At 70.0% G+C, this 23,091-nt stretch carries 22 protein-coding genes and 2 pseudogenes; 10 read left to right on the top strand and 14 right to left on the bottom strand.

The annotated features are described in order from the left end of the window. Positions 1-10 precede the first annotated feature (10 nt). The 3 genes from AB0D12_RS21660 to AB0D12_RS21650 are packed head-to-tail and all read right to left on the bottom strand — an operon-like array spanning position 11 to position 4,046. On the bottom strand, positions 11-1,015 hold the full coding sequence (locus tag AB0D12_RS21660; RefSeq protein WP_362685117.1) for a serine/threonine-protein kinase: 1,005 nt from the start codon (positions 1,013-1,015) through the stop codon (positions 11-13). After that, entirely contained in the window at positions 1,015-1,677 is a 663-nt protein-coding gene (locus AB0D12_RS21655) for a hypothetical protein (protein WP_362685114.1), read from the bottom strand. Before AB0D12_RS21655 ends, AB0D12_RS21660 begins: the two co-directional genes overlap by 1 nt. 11 nt (positions 1,678-1,688) lie before the next feature. Further along, the gene (locus tag AB0D12_RS21650; RefSeq protein WP_362685111.1) at positions 1,689-4,046 is read right to left on the bottom strand and encodes an FHA domain-containing protein; all 2,358 of its coding nucleotides are present in this window, start codon (positions 4,044-4,046) and stop codon (positions 1,689-1,691) included. Between the two features lie 205 nt (positions 4,047-4,251). Here AB0D12_RS21650 and AB0D12_RS21645 point away from each other — a divergent pair, with 205 nt between their 5' ends. The 4 genes from AB0D12_RS21645 (at position 4,252) to AB0D12_RS21630 (ending at position 7,760) form a co-directional block, all read left to right on the top strand. Then, positions 4,252-4,512, top strand: a complete 261-nt coding sequence (locus AB0D12_RS21645; RefSeq protein WP_362685108.1) for a type B 50S ribosomal protein L31 — start codon at positions 4,252-4,254, stop codon at positions 4,510-4,512. A 91-nt stretch (positions 4,513-4,603) separates the two neighbouring features. Continuing rightward, a complete protein-coding gene (locus AB0D12_RS21640) occupies positions 4,604-5,506 on the top strand; it encodes an NAD(P)-dependent oxidoreductase (RefSeq protein ID WP_362685105.1) in 903 nt (300 codons plus the stop codon). 167 nt (positions 5,507-5,673) lie between these two features. Beyond that, complete coding sequence (locus tag AB0D12_RS21635) at positions 5,674-6,945, top strand: VWA domain-containing protein (protein WP_362685102.1); 1,272 nt, start codon at positions 5,674-5,676, stop codon at positions 6,943-6,945. Continuing rightward, the gene (locus AB0D12_RS21630; RefSeq protein WP_362685099.1) at positions 6,945-7,760 is read left to right on the top strand and encodes a hypothetical protein; all 816 of its coding nucleotides are present in this window, start codon (positions 6,945-6,947) and stop codon (positions 7,758-7,760) included. Before AB0D12_RS21635 ends, AB0D12_RS21630 begins: the two co-directional genes overlap by 1 nt. A gap of 77 nt (positions 7,761-7,837) precedes the next feature. Here AB0D12_RS21630 and AB0D12_RS21625 read toward each other — a convergent pair whose 3' ends face one another. The 5 genes from AB0D12_RS21625 to AB0D12_RS21605 all read right to left on the bottom strand — a co-directional run bounded on the left by AB0D12_RS21625 (position 7,838) and on the right by AB0D12_RS21605 (position 12,556). Beyond that, the gene (locus tag AB0D12_RS21625; RefSeq protein WP_362685210.1) at positions 7,838-9,028 is read right to left on the bottom strand and encodes a permease; all 1,191 of its coding nucleotides are present in this window, start codon (positions 9,026-9,028) and stop codon (positions 7,838-7,840) included. A gap of 124 nt (positions 9,029-9,152) precedes the next feature. Beyond that, entirely contained in the window at positions 9,153-10,052 is a 900-nt protein-coding gene (locus tag AB0D12_RS21620) for a hypothetical protein (protein WP_362685096.1), read from the bottom strand. Between the two features lie 125 nt (positions 10,053-10,177). Beyond that, positions 10,178-10,609 (bottom strand): hypothetical protein, encoded by a 432-nt coding sequence (locus AB0D12_RS21615; RefSeq protein ID WP_362685093.1) that lies wholly within the window; start codon positions 10,607-10,609, stop codon positions 10,178-10,180. A gap of 158 nt (positions 10,610-10,767) precedes the next feature. After that, positions 10,768-11,595, bottom strand: coding sequence for a hypothetical protein (locus AB0D12_RS21610; RefSeq protein ID WP_362685090.1), 828 nt, complete (start codon positions 11,593-11,595; stop codon positions 10,768-10,770). Between the two features lie 160 nt (positions 11,596-11,755). Continuing rightward, a complete protein-coding gene (locus AB0D12_RS21605) occupies positions 11,756-12,556 on the bottom strand; it encodes a maleylpyruvate isomerase family mycothiol-dependent enzyme (RefSeq protein ID WP_362685087.1) in 801 nt (266 codons plus the stop codon). A gap of 231 nt (positions 12,557-12,787) precedes the next feature. Between AB0D12_RS21605 and AB0D12_RS21600 the strand changes: the two genes are divergently transcribed. The 3 genes from AB0D12_RS21600 (at position 12,788) to AB0D12_RS21590 (ending at position 14,110) form a co-directional block, all read left to right on the top strand. Beyond that, positions 12,788-13,159 (top strand): DUF488 family protein, encoded by a 372-nt coding sequence (locus AB0D12_RS21600; RefSeq protein WP_362685084.1) that lies wholly within the window; start codon positions 12,788-12,790, stop codon positions 13,157-13,159. A gap of 114 nt (positions 13,160-13,273) precedes the next feature. Continuing rightward, a complete protein-coding gene (locus tag AB0D12_RS21595) occupies positions 13,274-13,417 on the top strand; it encodes a hypothetical protein (protein WP_362685081.1) in 144 nt (47 codons plus the stop codon). Positions 13,418-13,663: 246 nt separating this feature from the next. Beyond that, the gene (locus AB0D12_RS21590) at positions 13,664-14,110 is read left to right on the top strand and encodes an SRPBCC family protein (protein WP_362685078.1); all 447 of its coding nucleotides are present in this window, start codon (positions 13,664-13,666) and stop codon (positions 14,108-14,110) included. A gap of 79 nt (positions 14,111-14,189) precedes the next feature. Here the strand turns inward: AB0D12_RS21590 and AB0D12_RS21585 are convergent. The 3 genes and pseudogenes from AB0D12_RS21585 to AB0D12_RS21575 form a co-directional block, all read right to left on the bottom strand. Continuing rightward, a pseudogene (locus tag AB0D12_RS21585) lies at positions 14,190-14,545 on the bottom strand (alpha-mannosidase 2C1); the annotation flags it as partial. Between the two features lie 10 nt (positions 14,546-14,555). Continuing rightward, positions 14,556-15,896, bottom strand: a complete 1,341-nt coding sequence (locus AB0D12_RS21580; protein ID WP_362685075.1) for a 6-phospho-beta-glucosidase — start codon at positions 15,894-15,896, stop codon at positions 14,556-14,558. Further along, positions 15,893-16,642, bottom strand: a complete 750-nt coding sequence (locus AB0D12_RS21575; RefSeq protein WP_362685072.1) for a DeoR/GlpR family DNA-binding transcription regulator — start codon at positions 16,640-16,642, stop codon at positions 15,893-15,895. The genes AB0D12_RS21580 and AB0D12_RS21575 overlap by 4 nt, the downstream gene beginning before the upstream one ends. 124 nt (positions 16,643-16,766) lie before the next feature. Between AB0D12_RS21575 and AB0D12_RS21570 the strand changes: the two are divergent. Beyond that, positions 16,767-17,078 (top strand): annotated as a pseudogene (locus AB0D12_RS21570) (PfkB family carbohydrate kinase); the annotation flags it as partial. Between the two features lie 180 nt (positions 17,079-17,258). Here AB0D12_RS21570 and AB0D12_RS21565 read toward each other — a convergent pair. The 3 genes from AB0D12_RS21565 to AB0D12_RS21555 all read right to left on the bottom strand — a co-directional run bounded on the left by AB0D12_RS21565 (position 17,259) and on the right by AB0D12_RS21555 (position 20,717). Next, a complete protein-coding gene (locus AB0D12_RS21565; protein WP_362685069.1) occupies positions 17,259-17,849 on the bottom strand; it encodes a putative glycolipid-binding domain-containing protein in 591 nt (196 codons plus the stop codon). A gap of 194 nt (positions 17,850-18,043) precedes the next feature. Then, positions 18,044-18,961, bottom strand: coding sequence for a S1 family peptidase (locus AB0D12_RS21560; RefSeq protein WP_362685066.1), 918 nt, complete (start codon positions 18,959-18,961; stop codon positions 18,044-18,046). 799 nt (positions 18,962-19,760) lie between these two features. After that, positions 19,761-20,717: a LysR family transcriptional regulator gene (locus AB0D12_RS21555; RefSeq protein WP_362685063.1), complete on the bottom strand. Its 957-nt coding sequence runs from the start codon at positions 20,715-20,717 to the stop codon at positions 19,761-19,763. Between the two features lie 107 nt (positions 20,718-20,824). Here AB0D12_RS21555 and AB0D12_RS21550 point away from each other — a divergent pair, with 107 nt between their 5' ends. Together AB0D12_RS21550 and AB0D12_RS21545 are read left to right on the top strand one after the other, a co-directional pair. After that, the gene (locus tag AB0D12_RS21550; protein ID WP_362685060.1) at positions 20,825-21,520 is read left to right on the top strand and encodes a type 1 glutamine amidotransferase domain-containing protein; all 696 of its coding nucleotides are present in this window, start codon (positions 20,825-20,827) and stop codon (positions 21,518-21,520) included. Positions 21,521-21,811: 291 nt separating this feature from the next. Continuing rightward, a complete protein-coding gene (locus AB0D12_RS21545) occupies positions 21,812-23,029 on the top strand; it encodes a DUF2993 domain-containing protein (RefSeq protein WP_362685057.1) in 1,218 nt (405 codons plus the stop codon). Positions 23,030-23,091: the final 62 nt, after the last annotated feature.

Below are 23,091 nucleotides of genomic sequence, written 5' to 3'. Positions count from 1 at the left end.
CCGGGCTCGTCTACTCGGGGTAACCGGGGAACACCGGCAGCGCCCAGCGGGGCGGCTGCGGCGGCGGCCCCGGATCGGCGGCCGGCGCGCGGAGGTCCACCTCTGTCGGCGGATGGTCCCCTTCCTCGGCGCCCACCGCCGCCGCGCGCAGCGCGGTCACGAACTGCAGGCACGAGTCGTACCGGTCGTCGGGACTCTTGGCGAGGGCCTTCGCCAGTACGCCGTCGACGGCGGTGGGGAGTTCGTGACGCTGCGCGGTGACGGGCGGCGGCGGGTCGTACTGGTGGGCCCACAACAGCGCCATATCGTCGTCGCGTTGGAAGGGCGGTGCTCCGGCCAGAGTCTCGTGGACGACGCATGCGAGGCTGTAGACATCGCACCTGCCGTCCACCGGGAGCCCCGAAATCTGCTCCGGCGCCACATAGTCGAGCGTCCCGACGAACTGGCCCACGGTGGTGAACCCGGTCAGCGACAGCGACTTCTTCGTCAGGCCGAAGTCCGTGAGGTAGACGTGCTCGGGATGGTCGCTGTCCGTGCCCGCCGCGACCAGGATGTTGCCGGGTTTGACGTCCCGGTGCACCAGGTCGTGGTCGTGGGCGGCGTCGAGAGCGGACGCCACCTGAGCGGCGATCCGTCCCGCGTCCGCCAGCGAGAGTGGTCCCCTGTCGTCGAGCAGCGCGCGCAGATCCTGTCCGGCGACGTAGCGCATGGCGATGTAGAGGATGCCGTCGGTCTCGCCGGCCTCGAAGACCGGCACGATGTGCGGGTGGTCGATCGCGGCGGCCACCCTCGACTCATGGGTGAAACGCTGCCGGAAGGTGTCGTTGCGGGCGAGTTCGGGAGCGAGCAGTTTGAGCGCGACGGTGCGTTCCAGCCGTAGGTCCTTGGCGCGGTAGACGACGGCCATCCCGCCGCGGCCGATCTCGCTTTCGACCAGGTATCCGGCGATCTGCTTCCCGAGCAGGTCGGAGGGCCGTCCGACCTGCAGGCTCGAGTCGTGCGGGGCGCGGGTCATCAGGCGTCACCGGGCCGGGCGGGCCGCTGCGGGTCGGGGGAGTGGGTGTCGGCATCCGGTCCGACGGGTCGCCTGGGTCCGGGGCCGCCCGCCCGTGCGGGGTTGACGACCTCTGTCGCCGGCGCCGCCTGCCGTTTCGGGTCCGGAGCCTTCGCCCGGGCGTCCGTCGTCGTCATGCCCGGGCCCGGAGAGGCCGCGAATGTGCTGAGCCGCGTCCCGTCGCAGTACACCCACCGCTCGTGCTCCGCGTCGTACAGCCACACCGACTCACCGTCGACGACCATCCCGACCCGCAGCCCTTGCGTACGGTGGCGGAAGGTCTCTCCGTCGGTCTGGCCGGACGTCAGCTCCTCCGCCGCGCGCCGATACTGGCTCAGCGACTCCTCGACCCGCGCCAGCAGCGGTCGCGGGTCCGCAGTCCTGGCAAGCGGCTGATGAGCCGCCGGCGGCTCATGCGGTACGGCGACCAGCAGCCGGCCGTCGACCCACGCCGACCAGCCGTTCGCGCACAGGATCCGCCCCCAGTCCCCACGCCGGTCGACGAGCCGTACCGGGAGCAGCGGGTCGAGCGGTTCGGTCGGCCGGGACACGTCCGGGGCCTCCCAGGCGGGCAGCCCGCCCTGGGGGACGACATGTGTCGGGCTGAAGTCCTCGAACGTCATGGATCCCGCCTCTACTTCCGCATGATGGCGGGTTCATGTCGGCGCAGCAGTCTCGCGACTGCGTATCCGAAGACGACCGAGAGCACCACAAGCTTCCCCATGTTCAGCAGCCACACAGACTGGGAGTGCTCGAACAGCGGATCCGCTGTCAGATCGCCCGGGACGATCCGGGTGAGCTCGATGGTCCCTGCCATCGCCCCCAGCGCCCATCTCGAGGGGACCAGCCACGCAAGCTGCTCAATCCCGGGAACTCCGTTGAGTTCCAGCAGCGCGCCGCAGAAGATGACCTGGACAATGGTGAGGAGCACCAGCAGCGGCATGGTGACTTCCTCCTTGCGCACCAGCGAGGAGACGAGCAGGCCGAGCATCATCGCGGTGAAGGACAGCAGGGCCACGGCCAGGGTGATCTCCAGCAGGGGCGGCATCAGCACTCCTTCGCCGCCCGGGGCGTTGAGGTCGACGCCGGCCAGACCCACGAGGGTCAGTACGACGGCCTGCAGCACCGTGACGGTGCCCAGCACCACGACCTTGGACATCAGATAGGCGGATCTGGACAGCCCGACGGCCCGCTCCCGCTGATAGATGACCCGTTCCTTGACCAGCTCCCGTACGGCGTTGGCGGCGCCGATCAGCACACCGCCCACGCACAGGATGAACAGGGCGTTCAACGCCGTCTCGGCGGTCAGTCGGCTCCCGGCCAGGGCGCGGGTCATCGCGCCCATCACGAACGGCAGCGCGATCATGGTGATCATGAAGGTCCGGTCGGCGCTCAGTACGGCGGTGTACCGCCGCACCAGGGTCCCCAGCTGTGCCCCCCAGCTCCGGGTCCGCGGTGGCGGCGTGACGGCTGCGGTCCCTGCGGGGTGCGGGAGGGGCGGCTGTGCGGTCGAGTTCGCGATGTACTGCTGGTGGAACGGGGACTCGCGGTACTCTCCCGCCCACTCGCGGGACTCGTCGTTCTCGAAGGCCTCGAACGCCTCCGGCCAGTGCTCGAAGCCGAAGAAGGCGAGCGCGTCGTCGGGCGGCCCGTAATAGGCGATCTTCCCGCCCGGGGCGAGCACCAGCAGCCGGTCGCACACGTCCAGACTGAGCACGCTGTGGGTGACCACGATGACCGTACGTCCGTCGTCGGCGAGGCCACGGAGCATATGCATGACCGACCGGTCCATGCCGGGGTCGAGCCCGGAGGTCGGCTCGTCGAGGAAGAGCAGGGACGGCTTGGTCAGCAGTTCCAGAGCCACACTCACCCGTTTGCGCTGACCGCCCGACAGACTGTGGATCGGCTGCCCGGCCCGCTGCCCCAGCCCCAGCTCGTGGACGACCTCGGTGACCCTGGCCTGACGTTCGGTCTTCGCGGCGTCATGCGGAAACCGCAGCTCGGCGGCGTATCCGAGGGCCCGCTGGACCGTCAGCTGGGAGTGCAGGATGTCGTCCTGAGGTACGAGACCGATGCGCTGACGCAGCTCCGCGTAGTCGTGGTAGAGGTCGCGGCCGTCGTAGAGGACGGTGCCCTGATCGGCGGGACGGAGCCCGGTCAGGGCGTTGAGGAGCGTCGACTTGCCGGCTCCGCTGGGCCCGATGACGGCGAGCAGGCTCTTCTCGCCGACCGGGAAGGAGACATGGTCGAGGAGCGTCTTGCGGCCCCGGTCCACCGAGACCGTCAGGTCCTCGACGCCGAGCGACACCTCACCGGTGTCGACGAATTCCTGCAGCTGGTCGCCGACGAGGCAGAACGCCGAGTGCCCGATACCGACGATGTCACCGGGGGAGACCTGGGCCCGTTCAATAGGCTGGCCGTTGAGAAAGGTTCCGTTGTGACTGCCGAGATCGACGATCTCGTATATGCCGCCCGACTGCGCCCGTAGCTCGGCATGCAGGCGTGAGACGGTGAGGTCGTCGATGACCAGGTCGTTGTCGGTGCCACGTCCGATGCGTACGGTGCGGACGGGCAGCGGCCGTACGGTGGTCGGCTGCCGGAAGGTGCTGGTGGCGGCCGGCATGGAGACGGCGGACGGACGGACGGGCGCCTGCGCCGCCGACGCGGTAGGCGCACGGCCGACGAGTACGGCGCGCGGGCCGTCGGCGGGGTTGCCGAACCGGATGACGCTGCCGGGGCCGACTCCCCACTCGTGGATGCGCTTGCCGTCGGCGTATGTGCCGTTCGTGCTGTGCTCGTCCTCGAGCGTCCAGTGGTCGTCCATGGGCCGGAGCACAGCGTGGTGCCAGGAGACCCGGACATCGTCGATGACGATGTCGCTCCTGGGGTCGCGCCCGACGTGGTAGTCCCGGCTCGGGCTCATCACCGTGGAGCCCGCGTCGGTTTCGAGGACCAGCTCGGGCGCAGTCGACGCGACAGGCCGCTCTCCCATGCCCGAATTCTAACGATTGGCTCCCATGTGTGCCCGGTCAGCGCGGCGCACGCCCGGGGCCGGTCTGCCGGACCGGCCAGGCAGACCGGTCGGGCGGCCCGGCCCGGCGGGAATGCCGCCGGAGCCTGCCGGGTTACAGCACCAGGCGCCGAAGTGAATGTGACATTCACCCCCACTAGGTGCCGACACTGAGGAAGGATTCCGTATGAAGCCTCGTATCCACCCCGTTTCGCGCCGGGTCGTCTTCCGTGACCGCGCCGCGGACGTCGCCTTCCTGACCCGCTCGACCGCCGACTCCGCGCAGCGTGTGGAGTGGGAGGACGGCAACACCTACCCGGTGATCGACGTCGAGGTCTCCTCGGCGAGCCACCCGTTCTACACCGGAAAATCCCGGGTCCTGGACTCGGCCGGCCGTGTGGAGCGCTTCGAGCGCCGCTACGGCACCGCAGCGTCGGCTCGGAGCTGACCCGGACCGGCCCGGCGCGGCCGCCCCGTCCCGGGCGGTCGCGTCGGGTATCTCTGGGCCAGGCGCATGACGATGGCGAGGGGTGACCCGAGTGGCAACACCGGCAACGCACGATGACGCGGCCCGTCCCACGGTGGCGGTGCTGGGCACCGGCCTCATGGGTGGGGCGATGGCACGCAACCTGCTCCGCGCGGGCCTGCCCGTCCGGGTGTGGAACCGTACGCGAGCGAAGGCCGAAGCCCTGGTGGCTGAGGGGGCGCACTGTGCCGCGTCGCCCGCCGACGCCGCCACCGGCGCGGACGTGGTGCTGACCATGCTCAACGACGGACCACGGGTGCTCGCCGCGATGCGTGAGGCAAGCCCCGGCCTCTCCCCCGGAACGGTCTGGGCCCAGACGGCCACCGTCGGCGACGCCGCCACGGCGGAGCTGGCCGATTTCGCGCGGGAGCAGGGCCTCGTCTTTGTCGACGCTCCCGTTCTCGGTACGAGGCAGCCCGCCGAAGCCGGGGAGTTGCTGGTACTGGCCGCGGGCCCGGACAGTGCCCGCGCCGTTCTGACGCCCGTTTTCGAAGCCGTGGGCCGGCGCACCACCTGGCTGGACGACGACGGCTCCACCGGGGCTGCCAGCAGACTCAAACTGGTACTGAACAGCTGGGTCGGCGCCCTGACGCATGCCACGGCCGAGGCGATCGCCCTGGCACAGGGGCTCGGTGTCGATCCGCAGTCCTTCCTCGACAGTGTCTCCGGCGGGCCGTTGGACAACGGGTACCTCCGGGTCAAGGCCAAGGCGATCCTCGCAGACGACTACACGCCCAGCTTCTCGGTCGACAACGCCCTCAAGGACACACGGCTCATCGTTGACGCGGGCGAGCGCTCCGGCGTACGGCTGGATGTGGCACGGGCCGGAGTGGTGCGCTTCGAAAGACTGGTGGACCGGGGCCTGGGCGAGAGCGACATGGCCGCCAGCTATCTCGCCTCCTTCGACGAAGGCTGAGGGCCTGACCGCCCCGGGGTCAACTACCTGTGCCGCGCCCCGCACACGTACCGCCTCCGCATATCGCCGGCAGCTTCAACCACAATCCGGGCTGTTCTCCCCACACATACCGGAGGGGAGAACGGCCGGGTTTTGGATCAGCGGGCGATCTTCAATACGATCCGGCGATGATCACAAGAAAACGGCTGGCGGCCTCGTCGTGCGGCCTGCTCGCCGCCCTGGCTGTCGCGCTCTTCCCGGTGGGCGCCGCCGCCGATGAACCGGTGGCGAACGCTTCCCCCAAGGTCGAGTTGGTGCTCGACGTCAGCGGATCGATGCGGGCGCGAGACATCGACGGCCAGACCCGGATGGCAGCGGCGAAGCAGGCCTTCAACGAGGTGCTGGACGCAGTGCCGAAAGAGGTGCAGCTCGGCATACGCACCCTCGGCGCCGACTACGCCGGTGATGACAAGAAGCTCGGCTGCAAGGACACCCGGCCGCTCTATCCGGTAGGCCCGCTCGACCGGACCGAGGCGAAGACCGCCGTGGCGACGCTCGCTCCCACCGGCTGGACGCCGATCGGACCGGCTCTGTTGGGCGCGGCCGAGGATCTCAAGGGCGGCGACGCCACCCGGCGGATCGTGCTCATCACCGACGGCGAGGACACCTGTGCTCCGCTCGACCCGTGTGTCGTCGCGCGTGACATCGCCGCCAAGGGAATCCACCTCGTCGTCGACACGCTGGGGCTGGTCCCGGATGCCAAGACCCGTGACCAGCTGAGGTGCATCGCCGAGGCCACCGGCGGTACGTACACCTCGGTACAGCACACCGATGAACTCTCCGGCCGCGTCAGTCAATTGGTGGACCGTGCCGCAGCGCCGGTCGTCACCCCGGTGGCGACCGAGGGTGGACAGCAGTGCACGGACGCACCACAGCTCAAGGCGGGCCTCTTCACCGACCGTGAGAAGTTCGGCGAGCACCGCTGGTACCGGATCGATGTCCTGCCCGGCCAGGAGCTGCGCGCCTCGGTGAGCGTCGCCGCCGACCGGGCGGTCAACAACGACTACGGCGTCATGCTGCGGGCGGTGACCGTACACGGCCGGGAAATCGTCCGCGGCGCGGAGGCGGGCAACGGACGCACCGACATGGTCTCGGCCGGTCTGCGCTATCCGAAGGCTCCGCAGGCCGACGCGGACGAGGCCAAACCCGCCGCGGAGACCGTCTGCCTGCAGGTCAGCAACTCCTTCTCGGCGCCCGCGTCGGTCAAGACCGCCCCGGGCCTGCCCGTCGAGCTGACCATCGACGTGGTCGACGCGCCCGACGACGCGTCCGACGTGGCCTCCTTCGGTCTCGGCCGGGGCTGGTGGCTCCTCGCCGTCCTGGTGCTCACCGGCCTGGTGGCCGGTCTGCTGTGGGGCTGGATCTCACGCTGGCGTGTCGCTGTCTGGAGGACCAACTGATGCGTACCGCACACATACTGACGACAGCTCTGCTGGCCGCTGCCGCACTGTTCGGCACGGCGGGCGCGGCCGCCGCGGACGATCCGTCGGCGAGTCCGAGCGAGAGCACGGCCGGCCCGACCGAGGCCGGTACCACCTTCCGTACCGCGACCGCGGTCGAGCAGGGCCGGCGGGCCACGGCCGGCGCGTCCACCGGCGACTACCTGTACTGGGTGTTTCCCGCGGACGCGGGGGAGCGGTCCACGGTGAAGGCCAAGGTCACGCTGCCCGAGTCCACCGGTCGGCACGGAGCCTCGACATGGCAGCTCGACGTGTACGACGGTCTGCGCCGTCGCCAGGCCTGTATGTACGGCATGCAGACCCGGGCGGCGGCGAAGGACGCCGCATCGGTCGAGCTGTCCTGCACGCTGCGTACGGTCCGTTCCTGGGCGGAGCCGTGGGCCAACGATCCGCTGCCGGGCAGCTACTACGTACGCCTGACGGTCGTCGATCTTCCTGAGCAGGACCTCGGCCAGCCGGTACGGGCCGAGGTCGAGGCCCGGTCGGCCGACGCCGGCGGCGCGCACGCGGGTGACGGCTCACTCTCCACTCCGCTGGTACCCGGCGCCACGGCCCGGTCGGCGAAGGACGACGAGAACGCACCGAAGCAGGCGGCGGCCTTCGCCGAGCCGGACGGCGGCTGGGCCTCCGGCTGGTGGTCCGATCGCTGGATCTGGACCGTGGCGGGCGGCCTGCTCGGTGCCCTGGCGGTCATCGCCGGCTACTCCCTCACCCGGGGGTCCGGCCGTCCTGCGCGAGTGCCACCGGGCAGCTGAACAACCGAGCGGCCACGGCGCTTCGCCGTGGCCGCTCCTTCATGTGTCACCACCACCGAACGCGCCTGCCGCGCCGGTCAGCGGTGGCCGTCATGCTTCTCGTGGCTCTTGCCGTGGCCATCGTGTGCATGGCTGTTGCCGGGTGCGCCGCCCATCATGCGCAGCATCGCCATCCCGCCGGTGCGGAAGAACCGCACCAGGAGGGCGGCCGCCAGGAGGAGGAAGGCGATGTTGAGCCAGGTGGTGTAGTTCCATGTGACGCCCTCCATGGGGACCTTGGCGTCGGCCTGGTCGGGGATGAGGCCGAGGCCACCGAAGGTGAACTCCACGATGTAGCCGGCGATGACCGTGGCGACGTAAAAGGTGCCCAGCAGGAAGAGGGCCATCTTCGCGCCGTAGTACTTCCGGTAGATGTTGAGGATCGGCAGGATCAGCAGGTCGGCGAAGATGAACGCGACCACGCCGCCGAAGCTGATGCCGCCCTTCCACAGCACGACCGCGAGCGGCACGTTGCCGATCGAGCAGACGAACGAGGCGATGGCGACCAGCGGGCCGATGACCGGCCCCCACAACTTGGCTGCCAGCGGGTGGCCTTCGAAGAAGAACGTGCTCCAGAAGGAGTCCGGCACCCAGGCGGCGATGGCGCCGGCGATGAGCAGGCCGAGCACCAAGTCACGCAGGATCGCCGCCCACTCCATGACGAACACGTGCGCGGTCGAGGTGAAGCCCTCGCCGGACAGCAGCCGCCGGGCGAAGGAGCCCTCGCGCTGCACGGACATGTCCATCGCAGCATGGCCCTCCATCGCACCGGCTAGCCCGCGTTCGGCCTGCTCGCGGGCCTGGCGCAGGAGTTTGTCGCGCAGGAACAGCCGGAAGAGCACCGCAAGCACGATGATCATGATGGGGCCGCCGACGAACTCCGCCGCAGTGAACTGCCAGCCCATCAGCAGCGCCAGGATGACGCCGAGTTCGACGACCAAGTTGGTCGACGCGATCTCGAAGGCCATCGCGGCGGTGAAATTCGCGCCCTTACGGAACAACGAGCGGGCCAGCGCCACCGCGGCATAGGAGCACGAGGACGAGGCCGCGCCGAGACCGGCGGCCATGGCCAGAGTACGAGGGCGGTCGTCGCCCAGCAGCGAGATGACGGTGGACTTGCGCACGACCGCCTGGACCACGGCGGACAGGGCGAATCCCAGGATCAGCGCCCAGGTGATCTCCCAGGTCATGGAACCGGCGATCGACAGTGCGTGCAGTACGGCGTGGATCATCCCTGAAGCATTCCTCCGGGAGTGCGACCCCGGGCCCACCGACGCGGGGCACCTGCGAGGTGTCACGCGAGGGTGGGGTTACGGGGGCGCCCCCGCGTGGGCGGCGCCCCCGCGTGGGCGGTCAGCCGACGCGCAGGGTCAGCGCGGCAGTGTGCAGCTTGCCGCCGGTCCGGAACTGCAGGAACAGCCGCCAGTTTCCGGACGTCGGCAGTTCGGCGCGGAAGGACAGCTCGGGGCCGCCGTGGGCGCCGTTCACCTTCGTCTCGGGGTGAAGGTGCGCGAACGCGGTGTCTCCCTCGTGGAAGGCAGTCAGGTGGGCGTAGGTGTCCAGGTAGGGCTGCAGGTCGGTGACGGGCTTGCCGCCCTTGGTGATGGTGACCGTGAGCGGGTGCGCCATGCCGGCCATCAGCTCGGCCTTGACGGTGACGGTGTACCCGTCGGCCTCGGTGGAGCCGGCTGCCGCCGGCAACGGGGTCTTCGTCTGCGTGCCGGGGACGGTGAGGGTGCGGCTGAGCACGAAGTCCTTGCCCTCACCGGTCCCGGAGTTCGGGGTGAACGAGGCGAACATGCGCCAGGAACCGCGAGCGAGTGTGGCCAGGTCGGCGGTCCAGGTGCCGTCGGCGGCCATGGTCGGGTGGATGTGCTGGAAGCCTGTCAGGTCCGAGCGGATGGCGTAGAAGTGCATCCGCTTGGTCTGGTCGACCTCGAAATCGGTGACTGGCTTGCCGTCCGGGCCGGTGACGCCGAACCGGTAGCCGGCCTGCTTGCCCGCCGGGAACGTCGTGTCCCGCGAGGTGAGGCGGTAACCGTCCTTCGCGTCGGCCAGGCCGCTGCCGCCTGCCATGTGGTCCATGCCGGGCATGCCGCTCACCGAGGGAGTCACGCTCGCCGAGGAGGAGCCGGACGGTTTGGCGCCGTGGTCCATGCCGGGCATCGAGGAGTCGTTGGAGGAACCGCAGGCGGCCAGGGTCAGGGCCAGGGCGGCTGCTGCTCCGGCCGTCGCCAGGGCAGGGCGGCGCACGGCGGAACGGGAAGAACTGAACATCACTGTGGTCTTTCCGGGTGGGCGCACCACGCCGGGTGGCGCGCCGATGTGAGCAGGACTCGCTGCCGGGCCCGTTCATGCGGGGTTCCGGCGTGGTCCTGTCACGCTCGCGCGATACACACCTGGAGCAGCAGGCTCCGTCCACCGGTCGGTGGCCCACGCCGCCCCGTCCGGCCGAGGGCCGCAGGCCGACCTGTCAGGGACCACGCCGCCGCGAGGGCGATGACGGTCACCAGGCCGGTCATCGGCAGCGGGGTCCGGTCGCGTGCGGGAGTCGAGGCGCAGAGCGCCCCGTGCGTCAACGACGCGTCCGACGCCTGGGCGGCGCCGGGGTGTGCCATGGCCGTCGTGGCCGCGGACGTCATCGAAGCGACGGCATGGTCTTTATGCATCGGGGCAGGCGCGGACATCGCACCGTGGCAGCCGACTGTGGTGGTGGCCGGGGCGCCGTGCATGAGGAACAGGCCGAGCAGGACCGCGCAGACCGCCGGCAGCAGGGCGATGCCCGGCCCCCGCGGTCGTCCGCTGTCCACCACTGCCGGTTCCCTCCGACGCTTCATCCCCGCGCGCGCCCGTGTGGCGCGGCCTGCCCCGACGATACCCCGGCCGGGTACCCCGTGCGGGGCCGGGTGCGCCCGGTACACAGCCAGGTGCTCCATGCCTGGTGGCTGTGCGGAACGGCAGCGTCAGGTCACGCCGGACGGGGTCGGGACTGGTACAGCTGCGTGTAGTAGCGGCCGTCGGCCTCCAGCCCGGCGGGGTCGTGACCGAGGAGGAGCACCTGCTCGATGGCGTTGCGCTTCTCTGCCGGGTCGGAGAACAACCGCTGCGGGTAGGTCTGCGACGGGTCCGTCTCGGTGACCAGGCCGTAATCGGCCAGGCTCGAGATCACCGGCTGGTACGGGACGGTACGCAGGACGAAAGCGGTTACCCAGACGGGGCTGCGCGCACTCTCCAGGAGGGATTCGAAGGTGCGGCGGGTGATGTAGCCAATGCCTCCGGTGACCGTGATCAGTCCGGTGTCTGCGACGGCGCGTCGCAAGTGGGGGCCGATCGGCCGCTCTTCCAGGTTCTCGGCGTAGGCCTCGTCGAGCAGGCCGACCGCCAGGGCGTAGTCGACGGCGCGGTCGGCCGCGTCGAGTCCGATGACCGGGCTCGCGTCCGCGCGGCGCCTTGAGGCGTAGAACTCCTTGTCGCGCTCGATGAGTTCAGCCGGGGTGAGCGCCGCTGCTTCCGCGCCCGTGTAGTGCGCGTACAGCTCGGCCAGCGTGAGGTCATGATTGAGGAGGGCGGCGTTGATGCCGTACGAGCAGCAGAGATCGAGGACTGTGACAGGCCCGCCCGTGCCCGACACCGCGGCCCGGTCGGCACGAGTGCGGCGGAAAATGTCTTGGGCTTGGTGCGGAATCTCGTATTCGAGTGGGGCGAGCCGACGGAAGTAGGCACGAGGATCCGGCTGGTTGTAGATGTCGTCGAACCGGGTCTTGCCCGGTGTGGCGCTGGTCCGGTCTCCGGTCATGGGGGGCACCTCCGCGGGATGGGGACAGGGCTACCGCGTATGAACCTCTATCGGACCTGCTCCATTCGACGGTAGGTCGCACGGCGGGAACCGGCCAGCCGACGGGCCCCCGCCACGGGCCTGCGGCGGCACCTGGCCGCAGGCCACAACCGCTTGCTCTTCAGAAATCGGAGTTGCTGAACCAGAGCGTCAGCAGATCCTCGTCCCCGGAACTCTCGAAGGCATCCGCGCTGCGGTCGAGGCGGCCGTACATGAGCAGCAGCAGATCCGCGGCGGCTCCCTGGACGGTGGCGTCGGCCGATGTGGCTGTCCCGGTGGCCGCGGGGTCGGGGTCGATCCCGAAGCCATCGGGCCGCAGGCGGACCAGCCAGTCGCCGTCCCTGTCGGTGCACCGGAAGCGAATGGTCTCTCCGTCGCCACGCAGATTGGCCACCTTGGGGGCGAAGGACGTGGCGAAGGGCAGATTGACCAAGAACTCGTCCACGCCGTCGGCCGCGAGGTCGCGGTCGATCACGGGCCGCAGGCCGACGGCGAGTTCCGCGTCGGCGCGGTGCACCAGAGTCTCGAACAGCATCCGCCGTACCCAGAACCTGGCATGGCGATCGGCGCCCCACACCCACATCGGGGCATTCGGATCGGTGACTGCGAAGGCGCTCGCGGCCTCCGCCGCACTCGCCGTCAGCCAGTCGGCATAGTCGTCCTCGTCCGCCGGCAGCCGCAGTTCCACATCACGGCTCCGCGGTGGTTCCTGGACGAGCTGACGCAGCAGGACGGAGAACCAGCGCTGCACGCTGCCGGTGTGCCTGATCAGGTCGACGAGCGTCCAGCCCGGGCAGCTGGGCACCGGGGTCGCCGACTTTGCGCCCTTGACGACCGCCACGAACCTGGCGGTCTCCGCGGCGACGGCGTTGCGGTGGGCTGCAGGGCTGGAAGCCCAGCGCGAATGATCCGGTATGTCCATGGTGCCGTGCTCTCCCGAAGTCTCCGGCCCGGCGACCTGACTGGCCGCGGGCACTTCCACGCAGCCTGTCACAGTGCCGTGTCCGGCCTCCAACGCCGCTCTGCCGTGAGCTCCAGGTCGAGCGCTGCCTGGGGCGAGGTGCGGAGCCGGCCCGTACGGCGGAGCCTGAGAAGGTACGGCGTCAGCGCTGCGGAGCCCGGCCGCCGGCCTTCGCACGAGGGAGGTGAGGTGATGGTGTCCGGCCCGTTCCACGTCCGGCGTGTGTACGATCCGCCGCACCCCGACGACGGGTGCCGGGTACTTGTGGACCGGCTCTGGCCGCGGGGCGTCTCCAAGGAGCGCGCCGCCGTCGACGAGTGGCTGAAGGACACCGCGCCCTCGGCCGAGTTGCGGCACTGGTACCACGAAGACCGCAGCCGCTACGAGGAGTTCGCCCGGCGGTACACGCGAGAACTGGCCGACTCCGACCACGCCCCGGCCGTCGACCGGGTTCTCGCTCTGTCCGCCACGCAGGCCGTGACCGTCCTCACCTCGGTCAAGGACATCGAGCGCAGCCATGTCCCGGTACTCCTCGCCCACTTGGCGCGACGGTCCGAGCAGTGATTCCCGGGTGAGGGCGGCGAGCCGGGGTGGGCATCCGGGCAGTCGGACGGCCCCACCCTGCAGGACACCGCCGACATCGGGGGCTGGTTCCGGCGGTCCGCGGAGGCCGGCAGCGTGGCCGGAGCCGTTCTGGCGCTGCTCCTCAAGCAACGCGGTGATCTCGGCGAGGCCGAGAGCTGGATGAGACAAGCCGCCGAAGCCGGCAATGCCGACGCGGCGAACGACCTGCGCTCCTCGCGGAGCGAGGGAGGAACCTGAGGGAAGCGGAAGCCTGGTCGAACGAGCCGCCGACGCAGGTATCTCCGTCGCGGCCGAGAACCTCAAGCTGCTGCGCCGCTCACACCCGATACGTCTCGGGTGGCGCCGCCGCCGTCCGTGAAACCAGAATGGCAGGACACCAGCCTGGCGCGGGCCGCCAGTCGCGAGCCTGCCGGATGTCTCCCGGGCCGTCCGGGACGATGCCGGCACGCCGCCGCCCGGGCGCGAGCGATCAGTGGAGGAGCCATGGCCGGTCAGTTCGAGGCAACGGTCGAGATCGGCCGCCCCGTCGAGGAGGTCTTCGCCTTCCTCGCCAACGGTGAGAACGATCCCAAGTTCAGCCCCAGGGTGCAGGAGATGGCCAAGGTGACGGCCGGCCCCACCACGGTGGGCACCGTCTACAGGAGCACGGTCAAGGACGCCGGCATGACGACCAAGCGGGAGTTCCGGATCAGTGAGTTCCAGGCGCCCAACAGGATCCGCTGGACCGAGCTCTCGAAGAACCTCGTGACGGCCACCGAGGGCGGCTACGACCTCGAGTCCACCCCGCAGGGCAACACTCGTCTGCGCGTCTTCAACAGGCTCGAAGGTCATGGCATCGGCAAGCTCATCGCGGGCCTCGCCCTGAGCGCGGCACGCAAGGACGCCGATGCGTTCGCAGGCCGGATGAAGGCGGCTGTCGAGGCATCCTGAGCCGGCCGTCCGCGATCCGCGATCCGCGGCATGCGGCGCCGCGACGACCGGGACGGCCTCCTTCCACCGCCCCACGGCGGTTGACGGCCTTGAACGGGCTGCCGTCCGGCGTGTGCACGAGTGCCTCGGCCTGATTGCCGGGCCAGTCGCCGACGAAGCCGAGATCGAAGACGGCTTCGACGCGCCGGCCCGCCCACTCCGCGGGGACCTCGCCCCCACGTTGAACCAGGTAGTGCCCCAGGGCGGCCCCCATGGCGTCCCCATCGCGAACGGCTTGTACGTCTGGGACTCGGCCTCGGCGAAGGGCACCGGCTCGTCGGGAACCTCCCACGCCTCGACCTCGAAGGGGAGCGACACGGCATGGACGGCGGGCTGGATGCGCTGCTGCAGGATGCGCTCGACGCGCTCCTCGATGCGGCGGCGTTCGTCGTGCATGTGCGGACTCCTACCTCAGATACGCGAGAGCGGGGTGGGCGCTGGTGTAGCCGTCGACGAGTCGGCGGGCGACGGTCACGGAGTCGACGAGGGGGTGCAGTGCGAAGGCCTTGACAGCGGTGGTGCGTGAGCCGCTGTCGGCCGCGGCGAGGATCTCGCGCTCGACGGCCTTGACGGCGGTCACCAGTCCGGTGGCGTGGAGCGGCAGGGGAGCCACGGAGACGGGATGGGCGCCGTTCGCATCCACGAAGCACGGGACCTCGATGACCGCGTCCGTATCGAGCACGGAGAGCGTGGTGCGGTTGCGGACGTTGAGGATCAGGGTGGTGCGCTGGTTGTGTGCGATGGCCCGCATCAGGGCGAGGGCGACCTTCTCGTACCCGCCGGACTCCAGGTCACAGGCGTCGCGCTCGCCGGCTCCGGCCGCCTCGCGGTTGTGTGCCATGTACGTCGCTTCGCGCTCTGCGCGGGTGCGGTCCCAGGTCGCCAGCGCTGGGGCGTCCGGCTGCTTCATCTCCTCGTAGAACCGGGCCTGTTGGTCGTGCAGGAAGGCGCCGCGGGTCTGTTTCGCCTCCTGGTAGGCGCGGACCGCCTCGCGGTTGAAGTAGTAGTAGTGCAGGTATTCGTTGGGGATCGCGCCGAGCGACTGGAGCCAGCCGGCGCCGAAGAGTTTGCCCTCCTCGAACGAGCCGAGCAGTGCGGGATCGGCAAGCAACTGGGGGAGTGCGTCCCGGCCTTCGATGTGCAGCCCGCGGAGCCAGCCGAGGTGGTTCAGGCCGATGTAGTCGATCCAGGCGGTGTCGGGATCGGCCCCCAGCGCCCGGGCGACGCGTCGGCCGAGGCCCACCGGCGAGTCGCAGATGCCGATGACCCGGTCGCCGAGGTGGCGGGACATGGCTTCGGTGACCAGGCCGGCCGGATTGGTGAAGTTGATGACCCAGGCGTCGGGGGCGAGCCGGGCGATACGACGGGCGATGTCCACCGCCACCGGGACGGTACGCAGGCCGTAGGCGATGCCGCCCGCGCCGACCGTCTCCTGGCCCAGTACACCCTCGGCGAGCGCGATACGCTCATCGGCCGCACGGCCTTCCAGGCCGCCGACCCGGATCGCGGAGAACACGAAGTCGGCGCCGCGCAGCGCCTCGTCGAGGTCGGTGGTGACGGTGACCTCCTGCGCGTCCGGCACACCCGCCGCCTGGTCGGTCAGCACCCGCGCGATCGCGGCCAGCCGGCCGGCGTCCACGTCGTGCAGCGTGACCTCGGTGATCCGGCCATCGGCGTGATCGCCGAGCAGCGCGCCGTACACCAACGGCAGCCTGAAGCCGCCGCCGCCGAGGATCGTGAGCCTCATACCTCAACCACCTTCACTCCTGCCTCGTCGAACGCCGAACTGGTCGCCGGGTCCGCCGGGGCGTTGGTCACCACCGTGTCGAGGGATTCGGGGCCGCAGACCCTGGCCATGCCGGTGCCGGGGAACTTGCCCGCGTCGGCGAGCAGCACCACCGTGTCGGCGGCCGCGATCATCGCCCGCTTGACCGGGACCTCGACCACCGTGGTGTCCATGACCTGGCCGTTGGGACGGATGCCGCTCGTGCCGAGGAACAGCCAGTCGGCGTGCAGCTGGCGCAGATTGTCCTCGGTGAGGAAGCCGACCAGGGAGCGGTACTCCCGCCGGAGCATCCCGCCGAGCAGGATCAGCTCGATCCCGGTGTCGTCCGCCAGCTCCTCGTACACCACCAGATTGCTGGTGATCACGGTCAGTCTGCGGCCGTGCAGCTGCCGGGCGAGGCGGTAGGCGGTGGTGCCGATGTCGAGGAGCACGGACTGCCCGTCCTCGACCATGGCGGCCGCCTGGACCGCTATGGCGTCCTTCTCCGGGACCCGGATCTCGGCGACCTCCGCGAAAGGCTGATCGCCTTCCTCGACCGCGGCTCCCCCGTGGACCCGCGTGAGCAGGCCCTCCTCCTCCAGTTTGACCAGGTCGCGCCGGATGGTCGCGGGGCTGACGCCGAGCCGTTCGGACAGGTCGGTCACGGCTGCGGGGCCGCCTGATCGCAGAGCCCGCAGGATGAGTTGATGTCGTCGCTCAGCCAGCACACCGTGAACGCTACTCGTCAATCTCAATCATTTCCATGCGCCTTCGCGCTCAAGTATTGCCAATTCTGAGCGCCGGGCGCACGATCCTGTCCACGCCTTGCAGGTCTTTGACGAGAGGACGCCCGTGGACGAGGAGACCGGAGCCGATGTCCTGCTGACCGGGCTGCTCTTCTACGACCTTGTGCTCACCGGCCTCGGCAAGCCGCCGACACCGGGCGAGGAGATCTGGACCCGCGGGATGGGCTGCGGTCCCGGCGGAATCGCCAACCTCGCCGTGGCAGCGGCCCGGTACGGTCTGGACACCTCACTGGCCGCGGTTTTCGGCGACGACTACTACGGCACGCACTGCCGGGAGATCCTCGCCGGGCAGGAGGGCATCGACCTGTCCCTCTCCCGGACGGCAGCGGGCTGGAACACCCCGGTCACGGTCTCCATGACAGCCCGCGCCAGGTCAGCGTCGTACGCCACCGCGCGCACGATCTCGACGCGGCGCAGCATCATGACGAACTCACCCCGCGCGCCTGCCCGGTGGTCCATATCGACGCCGCGCCGCAGCAGCGTGGACAGCAACGGCGCGTCGGCGCCGGCGTCCTGCATCACCGGCACGGTGCGCGGCTCACCCGGGCTGCGGCCAGCCCGCGCCGGCTGAAAACCGGTGGGCCAGGCCCGGGTAGTCGACGACCAGCCCTTCCGCGTCGAACTCCACATCGCTGCGGAAGTCGCCAGACGCGAACCGGACGAGCGCACCGCGTTCGGTTCGCACAAGGTGGGTGTAGGTCTGCTGTGACGCGTGCACCGTCAGGTCCGGCACCGAGACCCAGGCCATCAGGAGATCCTTTCGGCCGGGCGCCAGGTGGAGTCCGTGCCGGAGTACCGGCATGGTGTTGGTGAGCGGGCTCAGGCTCAGGTCGCAGTCGAGCGCGCCGTCGACGTCGGGGGCGTGCTTCCCGTTGGCGGTCCACCGGCCGTCATCGTCGTGCCGCAGGTGGAGTTCGTGCGAACCGGTGGCGGTCGCGGCGTGCACCCGCAGCTCACGGGTGACGTAGTCGTCCCCTGTTTCGAGGTCGTACGAGATCCAGTACGGATCCGGTCTGGTTCCTACCGCGCGTCCATGGGCCCGTAGGGTCGTGCCGCGGAGTTCGATCCAGGAGGTCTCGTACCCCTGGCTCTCCGTGACTTCCCAGGTGAGGACGTGAGAAGCGACCATGTCCTCACCCTAACCAGCCGGCGGCGGACTCGCCGGAACCGTGACCACGACGGGCCGGTCCCTCAGTTTTCCGGCCTGCTGGTCATCCAAGTCCGCGTACGGACCGCCCCGGGCACCGGAGTGGCGGTGGTGTCCGGGGCGGTCCTTCCGGGCTGCGCAGGCGTCGGCCTGCCCGTCGCGCTCAGGTCAGCGCATCAGAAAATGCTCACTCCGTAGGCGCTCAGCGGCTCGGTGACCGGCTGGAAGAACGTGGTGCCGCCGGAGGAGCAGTCGCCGCTGCCGCCCGAGGTCAGGCCGAGAGCGGTGCTGCCGGAGAACAGCGGGCCGCCGCTGTCGCCGGGCTCTGCGCAGACGTTGGTCTGGATCAGCCCGTAGACGATGTCTCCACCGCCGTAGTTGACGGTCGCGTTGAGAGCGGTGACCGTGCCGCTGTGCAGGCCGGAGGTGCTGCCGCTGCGCTGTACGGACTGACCGACGGAGGCATTGCCGGCAGCCGTGATGTCACGGTAGGAGCCGTTGTAGAGGTAGACCCTGCCGTCGGCGGCCGACGCACTGGAATGCCGGATGATGCCGTAGTCGTTGGTCGGGAAGCTGGAACCGGCGGTGGAACCCAGCACCGTGGTGTTGGCGGAGTTGGTGTACCAGGTGCTGCCGATATTGGTGCAGTGGCCCGCGGTGAGGGCGTAGTACGTACTTCCGCTGCGGACATTGAAGCCGAGCGAGCAGCGTCCGCCGCCGGTGTAGATGGCCTGGCCGCCCGCGATCAGCTTGTTGAACCTGCCGGTGGTGCGCTCGATCTCAAGGGCCCCGGCACGCGTGCCCGCAGCTTCCTTGATCTTGGCTATCTCGGCGGCGGAGACGGTGCTGTCCGCCGTGACGACGAGCTTGCCCGTTGCCTTGTCCGTGTACCAGGCAGTGCCGGGTACGTCCGCCTGGAGCACGGCGTCGCTCGACTGGGCGAGCTGGGCGGTGGTGGCCCGTACGCTGTCGGCCGATTCGGCAACGGCGGTCGGGGCGGCAAGCGCGGAGACGGTGAGCAGACTGGATGCGACGGCGATCAGCCGCGCACGTCTCGCGACGCCGCGGAGGGGGGAGAAGCGCTTGATGTTCACTACATCCTCCGGTGGGGGAATCCAGGGCCCGCTGGGTGGGCGGGCCCGTCAACACGCCGGGCCGGGGCCATGGCGACTGAGTCACCGTCATGGCCCTGACAACCTGCGCCGGTTGGAATCCTCGGCTCCGGATGGGCTTGCGGCAAGATCGCCTTTCGGCCGCTCTACGCGCGTCCAACGGCGGCAAGTGCGGTACGGGTGGGCGTGGTTCGGGTGCGAGCCGAGGCGGTGCGTCCGCCAGGGTCGTATGGGTGGGCCTGCGGGTGCGCTTTGGGAGACGGAGTAGAGGGCGGGAATCGTTTGCTGAAGTGCAGTCGGCTGACTCCCGAGTCAGGAGTGACGAAGTGCCGGGCCAGGGGCTTGTGGTGCCCGTACCGGAATGCGCCCCGCCGTTTTTCGCTGCTCAGATATGAAGTGAGCCGAAGGGGGCGTCAGTCGGTGCGCTGTGCCACCCCAGTGCGTCCCTGCGCGCTCCGCTCCACCCGCCGCCGAATTGCAGCAGTGGCTCCCGCACACATGACTCACGCGACGCCGGACCGCCCGGTGGACGGCTTCCGCGTGTGCGATCCCGCTCCGTGACGGCGAAACGCTCCGGTCGATCGCTGCCTTGCCGTCGGCACCGGCCGACGGCGGCTCGTGCCGCGCTTCGATATGCGCGGATCGCCACCGTTCGCCCGACGAGCCGGCGTGTCCGGTTCTCGTCGGGAGGGTGTGCCGGATCGTGCTGCGCGTACCGGCCGGCCGGCGACCGTCCGGCCGTGGTCGCCCTGCCTGGCCTGAGCGCGTGGTGCGGGACCCCTCACCAGGTGCGGGCCTCTCGCAGCAGACGGTCGCGGACCAGGGCAAGGTGCGGGTTGTCCGAGATGCCGGGGCGCTGGACCAGATAGCCGGTGTTGATCGGCGGGTCGTCGGGCGTCAGCAGCGACACCAGCGTGCCGGTGGCGAGCTCGCCCTCGCAGAGATAGCGGGGGAGCACGGTGATCCCGGCACCGGCGGCGACCGCCGAGAGCACACCTCGCAGATCAGGGACCGTCACGGCGGCCTGCCCGGTCAGGCGGGTGCCGAAAACATGGCGCCAGTAGCGGCGGGCTATCGGCAGGTCCTCGGCGTAGGTCACGAGAGGGACGCCGCGCAGGGCGGCAGAGCCCTCCGTCGCGACCCTGTCCGGGCCGATCCGCACCGCCCACTGCGGTGAGGCGACCAGGACGAACTCCTCGTCCATCAGCGGTACGGCGGTGAGGGAGCGGCCGCGCGGGCGGATGGTGGAGATCACCAGGTCGTAATGGCCGACGCGCAGGCCGTCGAGCAGTTCGTCGGTGAGACCGGTGCCGACCCGAAGCCGTACACCCTGCTCCACCAGGGGCGCCAGAGCGGGCAGCGCGCGTACGCAGAGGAGCTCGGCGGGTCCGGCGAGATGGACCGGCCCGGCGGAGGTCTCCTCCCCGATGCGACCGCGGTCGGCGACGGCGGCGAGGGCGTCCAGCGGGGCGGCGATCTGGGCTGCGAGATCGTCGGCGACCGGGGTGGGGGCAACTCCACGCGGCAGCCGCTCGAAGAGTTCACGGCCCAGCTGCCCCTCAAGGGAGCGGATCTGGGTGGTGACGGTCGGCTGGGACAGACCGAGCAGACGAGCGGCCGCGGTGAACGAGTCGGCCCGGTGTACGGCGAGGAAGGTCCGCAGCAGTGTCAGATCGGGCGGCCCGTCGGAGGCCGGCTCCCGTATTCCCGACGATCCATTGGATTCCCTATGGCTCATGGTGGCAAGCCTATTGGATCCCAATGATCGGACGGTCTACGTTCGAGGACATCAGCGAGATGACGCGCTGCGTACGGACCAGGCGTCAGCGGATGGAGAGATGCGAGATGGCGAAGATCCTGTTTGTGATCACCGGCGTGGACTACTGGACACTGGCCGACGGCACCCGGCACCCGACCGGCTTCTGGGCGGAGGAGGCCGTGGCCCCGTACAAGGCCTTCACCGGGGCGGGTCACGAGGTCGTCGTCGCCACGCCGGGCGGCGTCGTACCCACCGTGGACAAGGCGAGCCTCGCGCCCGAGGTGAACGGCGGCCAGGAGAATGCCGACGCGATCGCCGCCGACCTCGCGTCGATCACCGCTCTGCGGCAGCCGCTCAAGCTGGAGGACGTCGACCTGGCCGACTACGCCGTGGTCTTCTACCCCGGCGGCCACGGCCCGATGGAGGACCTGGCAGTCAACGCCGACTCCGGCAAGCTCCTCACCGCTGCCCTGGACTCCGGCAAGCCTCTCGGTGTGGTCTGCCACGCCCCGGCCGCGCTGCTCGCCGCGAAGCGCGAGGACGGCAGCTCACCGTTCGCCGGGTACCGGCTGACCGGTTTCACCAACACGGAGGAGACCCAGGCGGGCCTCGCGGACAAGGCGAAGTGGCTGCTGCAGGACCGCCTGGTCGAGATCGGCGTGGACTTCCAGGAGGGCGACCCGTGGGCCCCGAACCTGGCCGTGGACCGCAACCTGTTCACCGGCCAGAATCCGGCCTCCTCCGCCCCGCTCGCCGCCGAGATCCTCAAGGCGCTGGGCTGACCGGACCATCGGGGCGTCAGGGCCGGCAGTCCACCCGTACGTCCGCAACAAGGGCCACTCCTTCCGCCGGCTCGCCGAGCGCCCCCACGCCCCGGGCGCTCGAGCGGGTCCGGGCGGGCCGCGACCGCGGACGTCCCTCCGCGGACAGCCGGCTCTTCGGTGACGTCTGTCACGCCATCGACCGTGCGTGCGGCGTGGGGCGCCGCAGAGTCGACGGATCTTTGACACAAACCGTTACGTACGCCCGGTAGGACTTGCGTTCGAGGGTGGCCCGCGTGGTGGGATGAGGCGATGCGACCCCCCACACGCATAGCAGCGCATTCACGAAATCCGTACGAGGAACTCGCTCAACTGTCAGATCCGGAACCTGACTTCAGCATCTACGACCCGCTCGACCCTCTCGAACTCGGGCTCACCCCGGACCCGGACGACGACGACTGGACGCCGCCCAACCATCGTGGCAAGAGCCGGCTCTCGGCTCTGCCCGCGGTGGTGAAGCTGGCCGCCGCCGTCCTCATATGCACCGTCTGTCTGCTGCTCGCCGACCGTCTCGCCGAGTTGTACGCCCAGAGCAAGGCGGCGGACAAGCTCCAGAAGTCGCTCGGGCTTGCCACCAGGCCGGACGTCGACATCCACGGCTTCCCGTTCCTCACTCAGCTTCTCGACAAGCGGATCGACCAGGTCGACGTCACCGTCCCCGACGTCTCCGCCGATCGGGTCTCACTGGCCGAAGTGCGGGCCACCGCCAAGGACGTACGCATCGTCGGCGACGCGCCGACCTCGATCAAGGGCGCCGTCATCGGCAGACTGGACGGCGAGGTGCTGCTTTCCTTCGACGACCTCAACCGCGAACTGGGTGCCTCACAGCTCCGCTTCACCGGCAGTGGCGCCGACGGAGTGCGCGTGAACGGTGACCTCGCTGTTGCCGGGCAGGATCTGCGCGTACGGGCATACGCCCGCATCCAGCGCGACAACGAACGGGCTCTCACCACCACTCTCGACGGCATGCAGCTCGACATTCCCGCTGTGGCCACCTACCGGCCGGGCAAGGACCCGGTCCACTCCGGCCTACGGCTGCACCGCGAGGCGGCCGAGCGGATCAGCCGCGAAGGAGCCCGCGTGAAGGCGCTGCTGGCAGTGCCCGCGGTGGTCGACCGGCTCGGAGTGTCCAAGAAGCAGATCCGCCAGGCGCTGCGGAGCGAGGAGGAGCTCCACCGCCTCACCAACGCGCCGAAGTTCATCGAGCGTCTGATGAAGATCAATCTCATCGATGTCGTCCTCGACCATCCGCAGCTGCTGCGGAAGGCGGGCATCGACCCCGCACTGGTCGAGGCGCTGCTCGCACTCAAGCCCCCGGAGCTCTCTGAGCGGCTCTCCCTCTCGTTCGAACTGCCGGACTCGCTGAAGGAGTTGCGGCTGCAGAACGTCACCGTGGAGCGCGATGGCATCAAGGCCCGCGTGAGGGGATCCGGTCTGCGCCTCGGGCAGGGTGCGTCCAGCGGTTCATAACACGTCGATGATGATCCGGCCGTCCGGGATGTGGGCGGGGTGTTCCGTGCAATGGGGCAGCG

Origin of the sequence: Streptomyces sp. NPDC048479, from assembly GCF_040651435.1 — a bacterium.
GTDB lineage: Bacteria > Actinomycetota > Actinomycetes > Streptomycetales > Streptomycetaceae > Streptomyces.
Note: the sequence above shows the minus strand (reverse complement) of the source record. Positions and strands in the feature narration are given on the sequence as shown.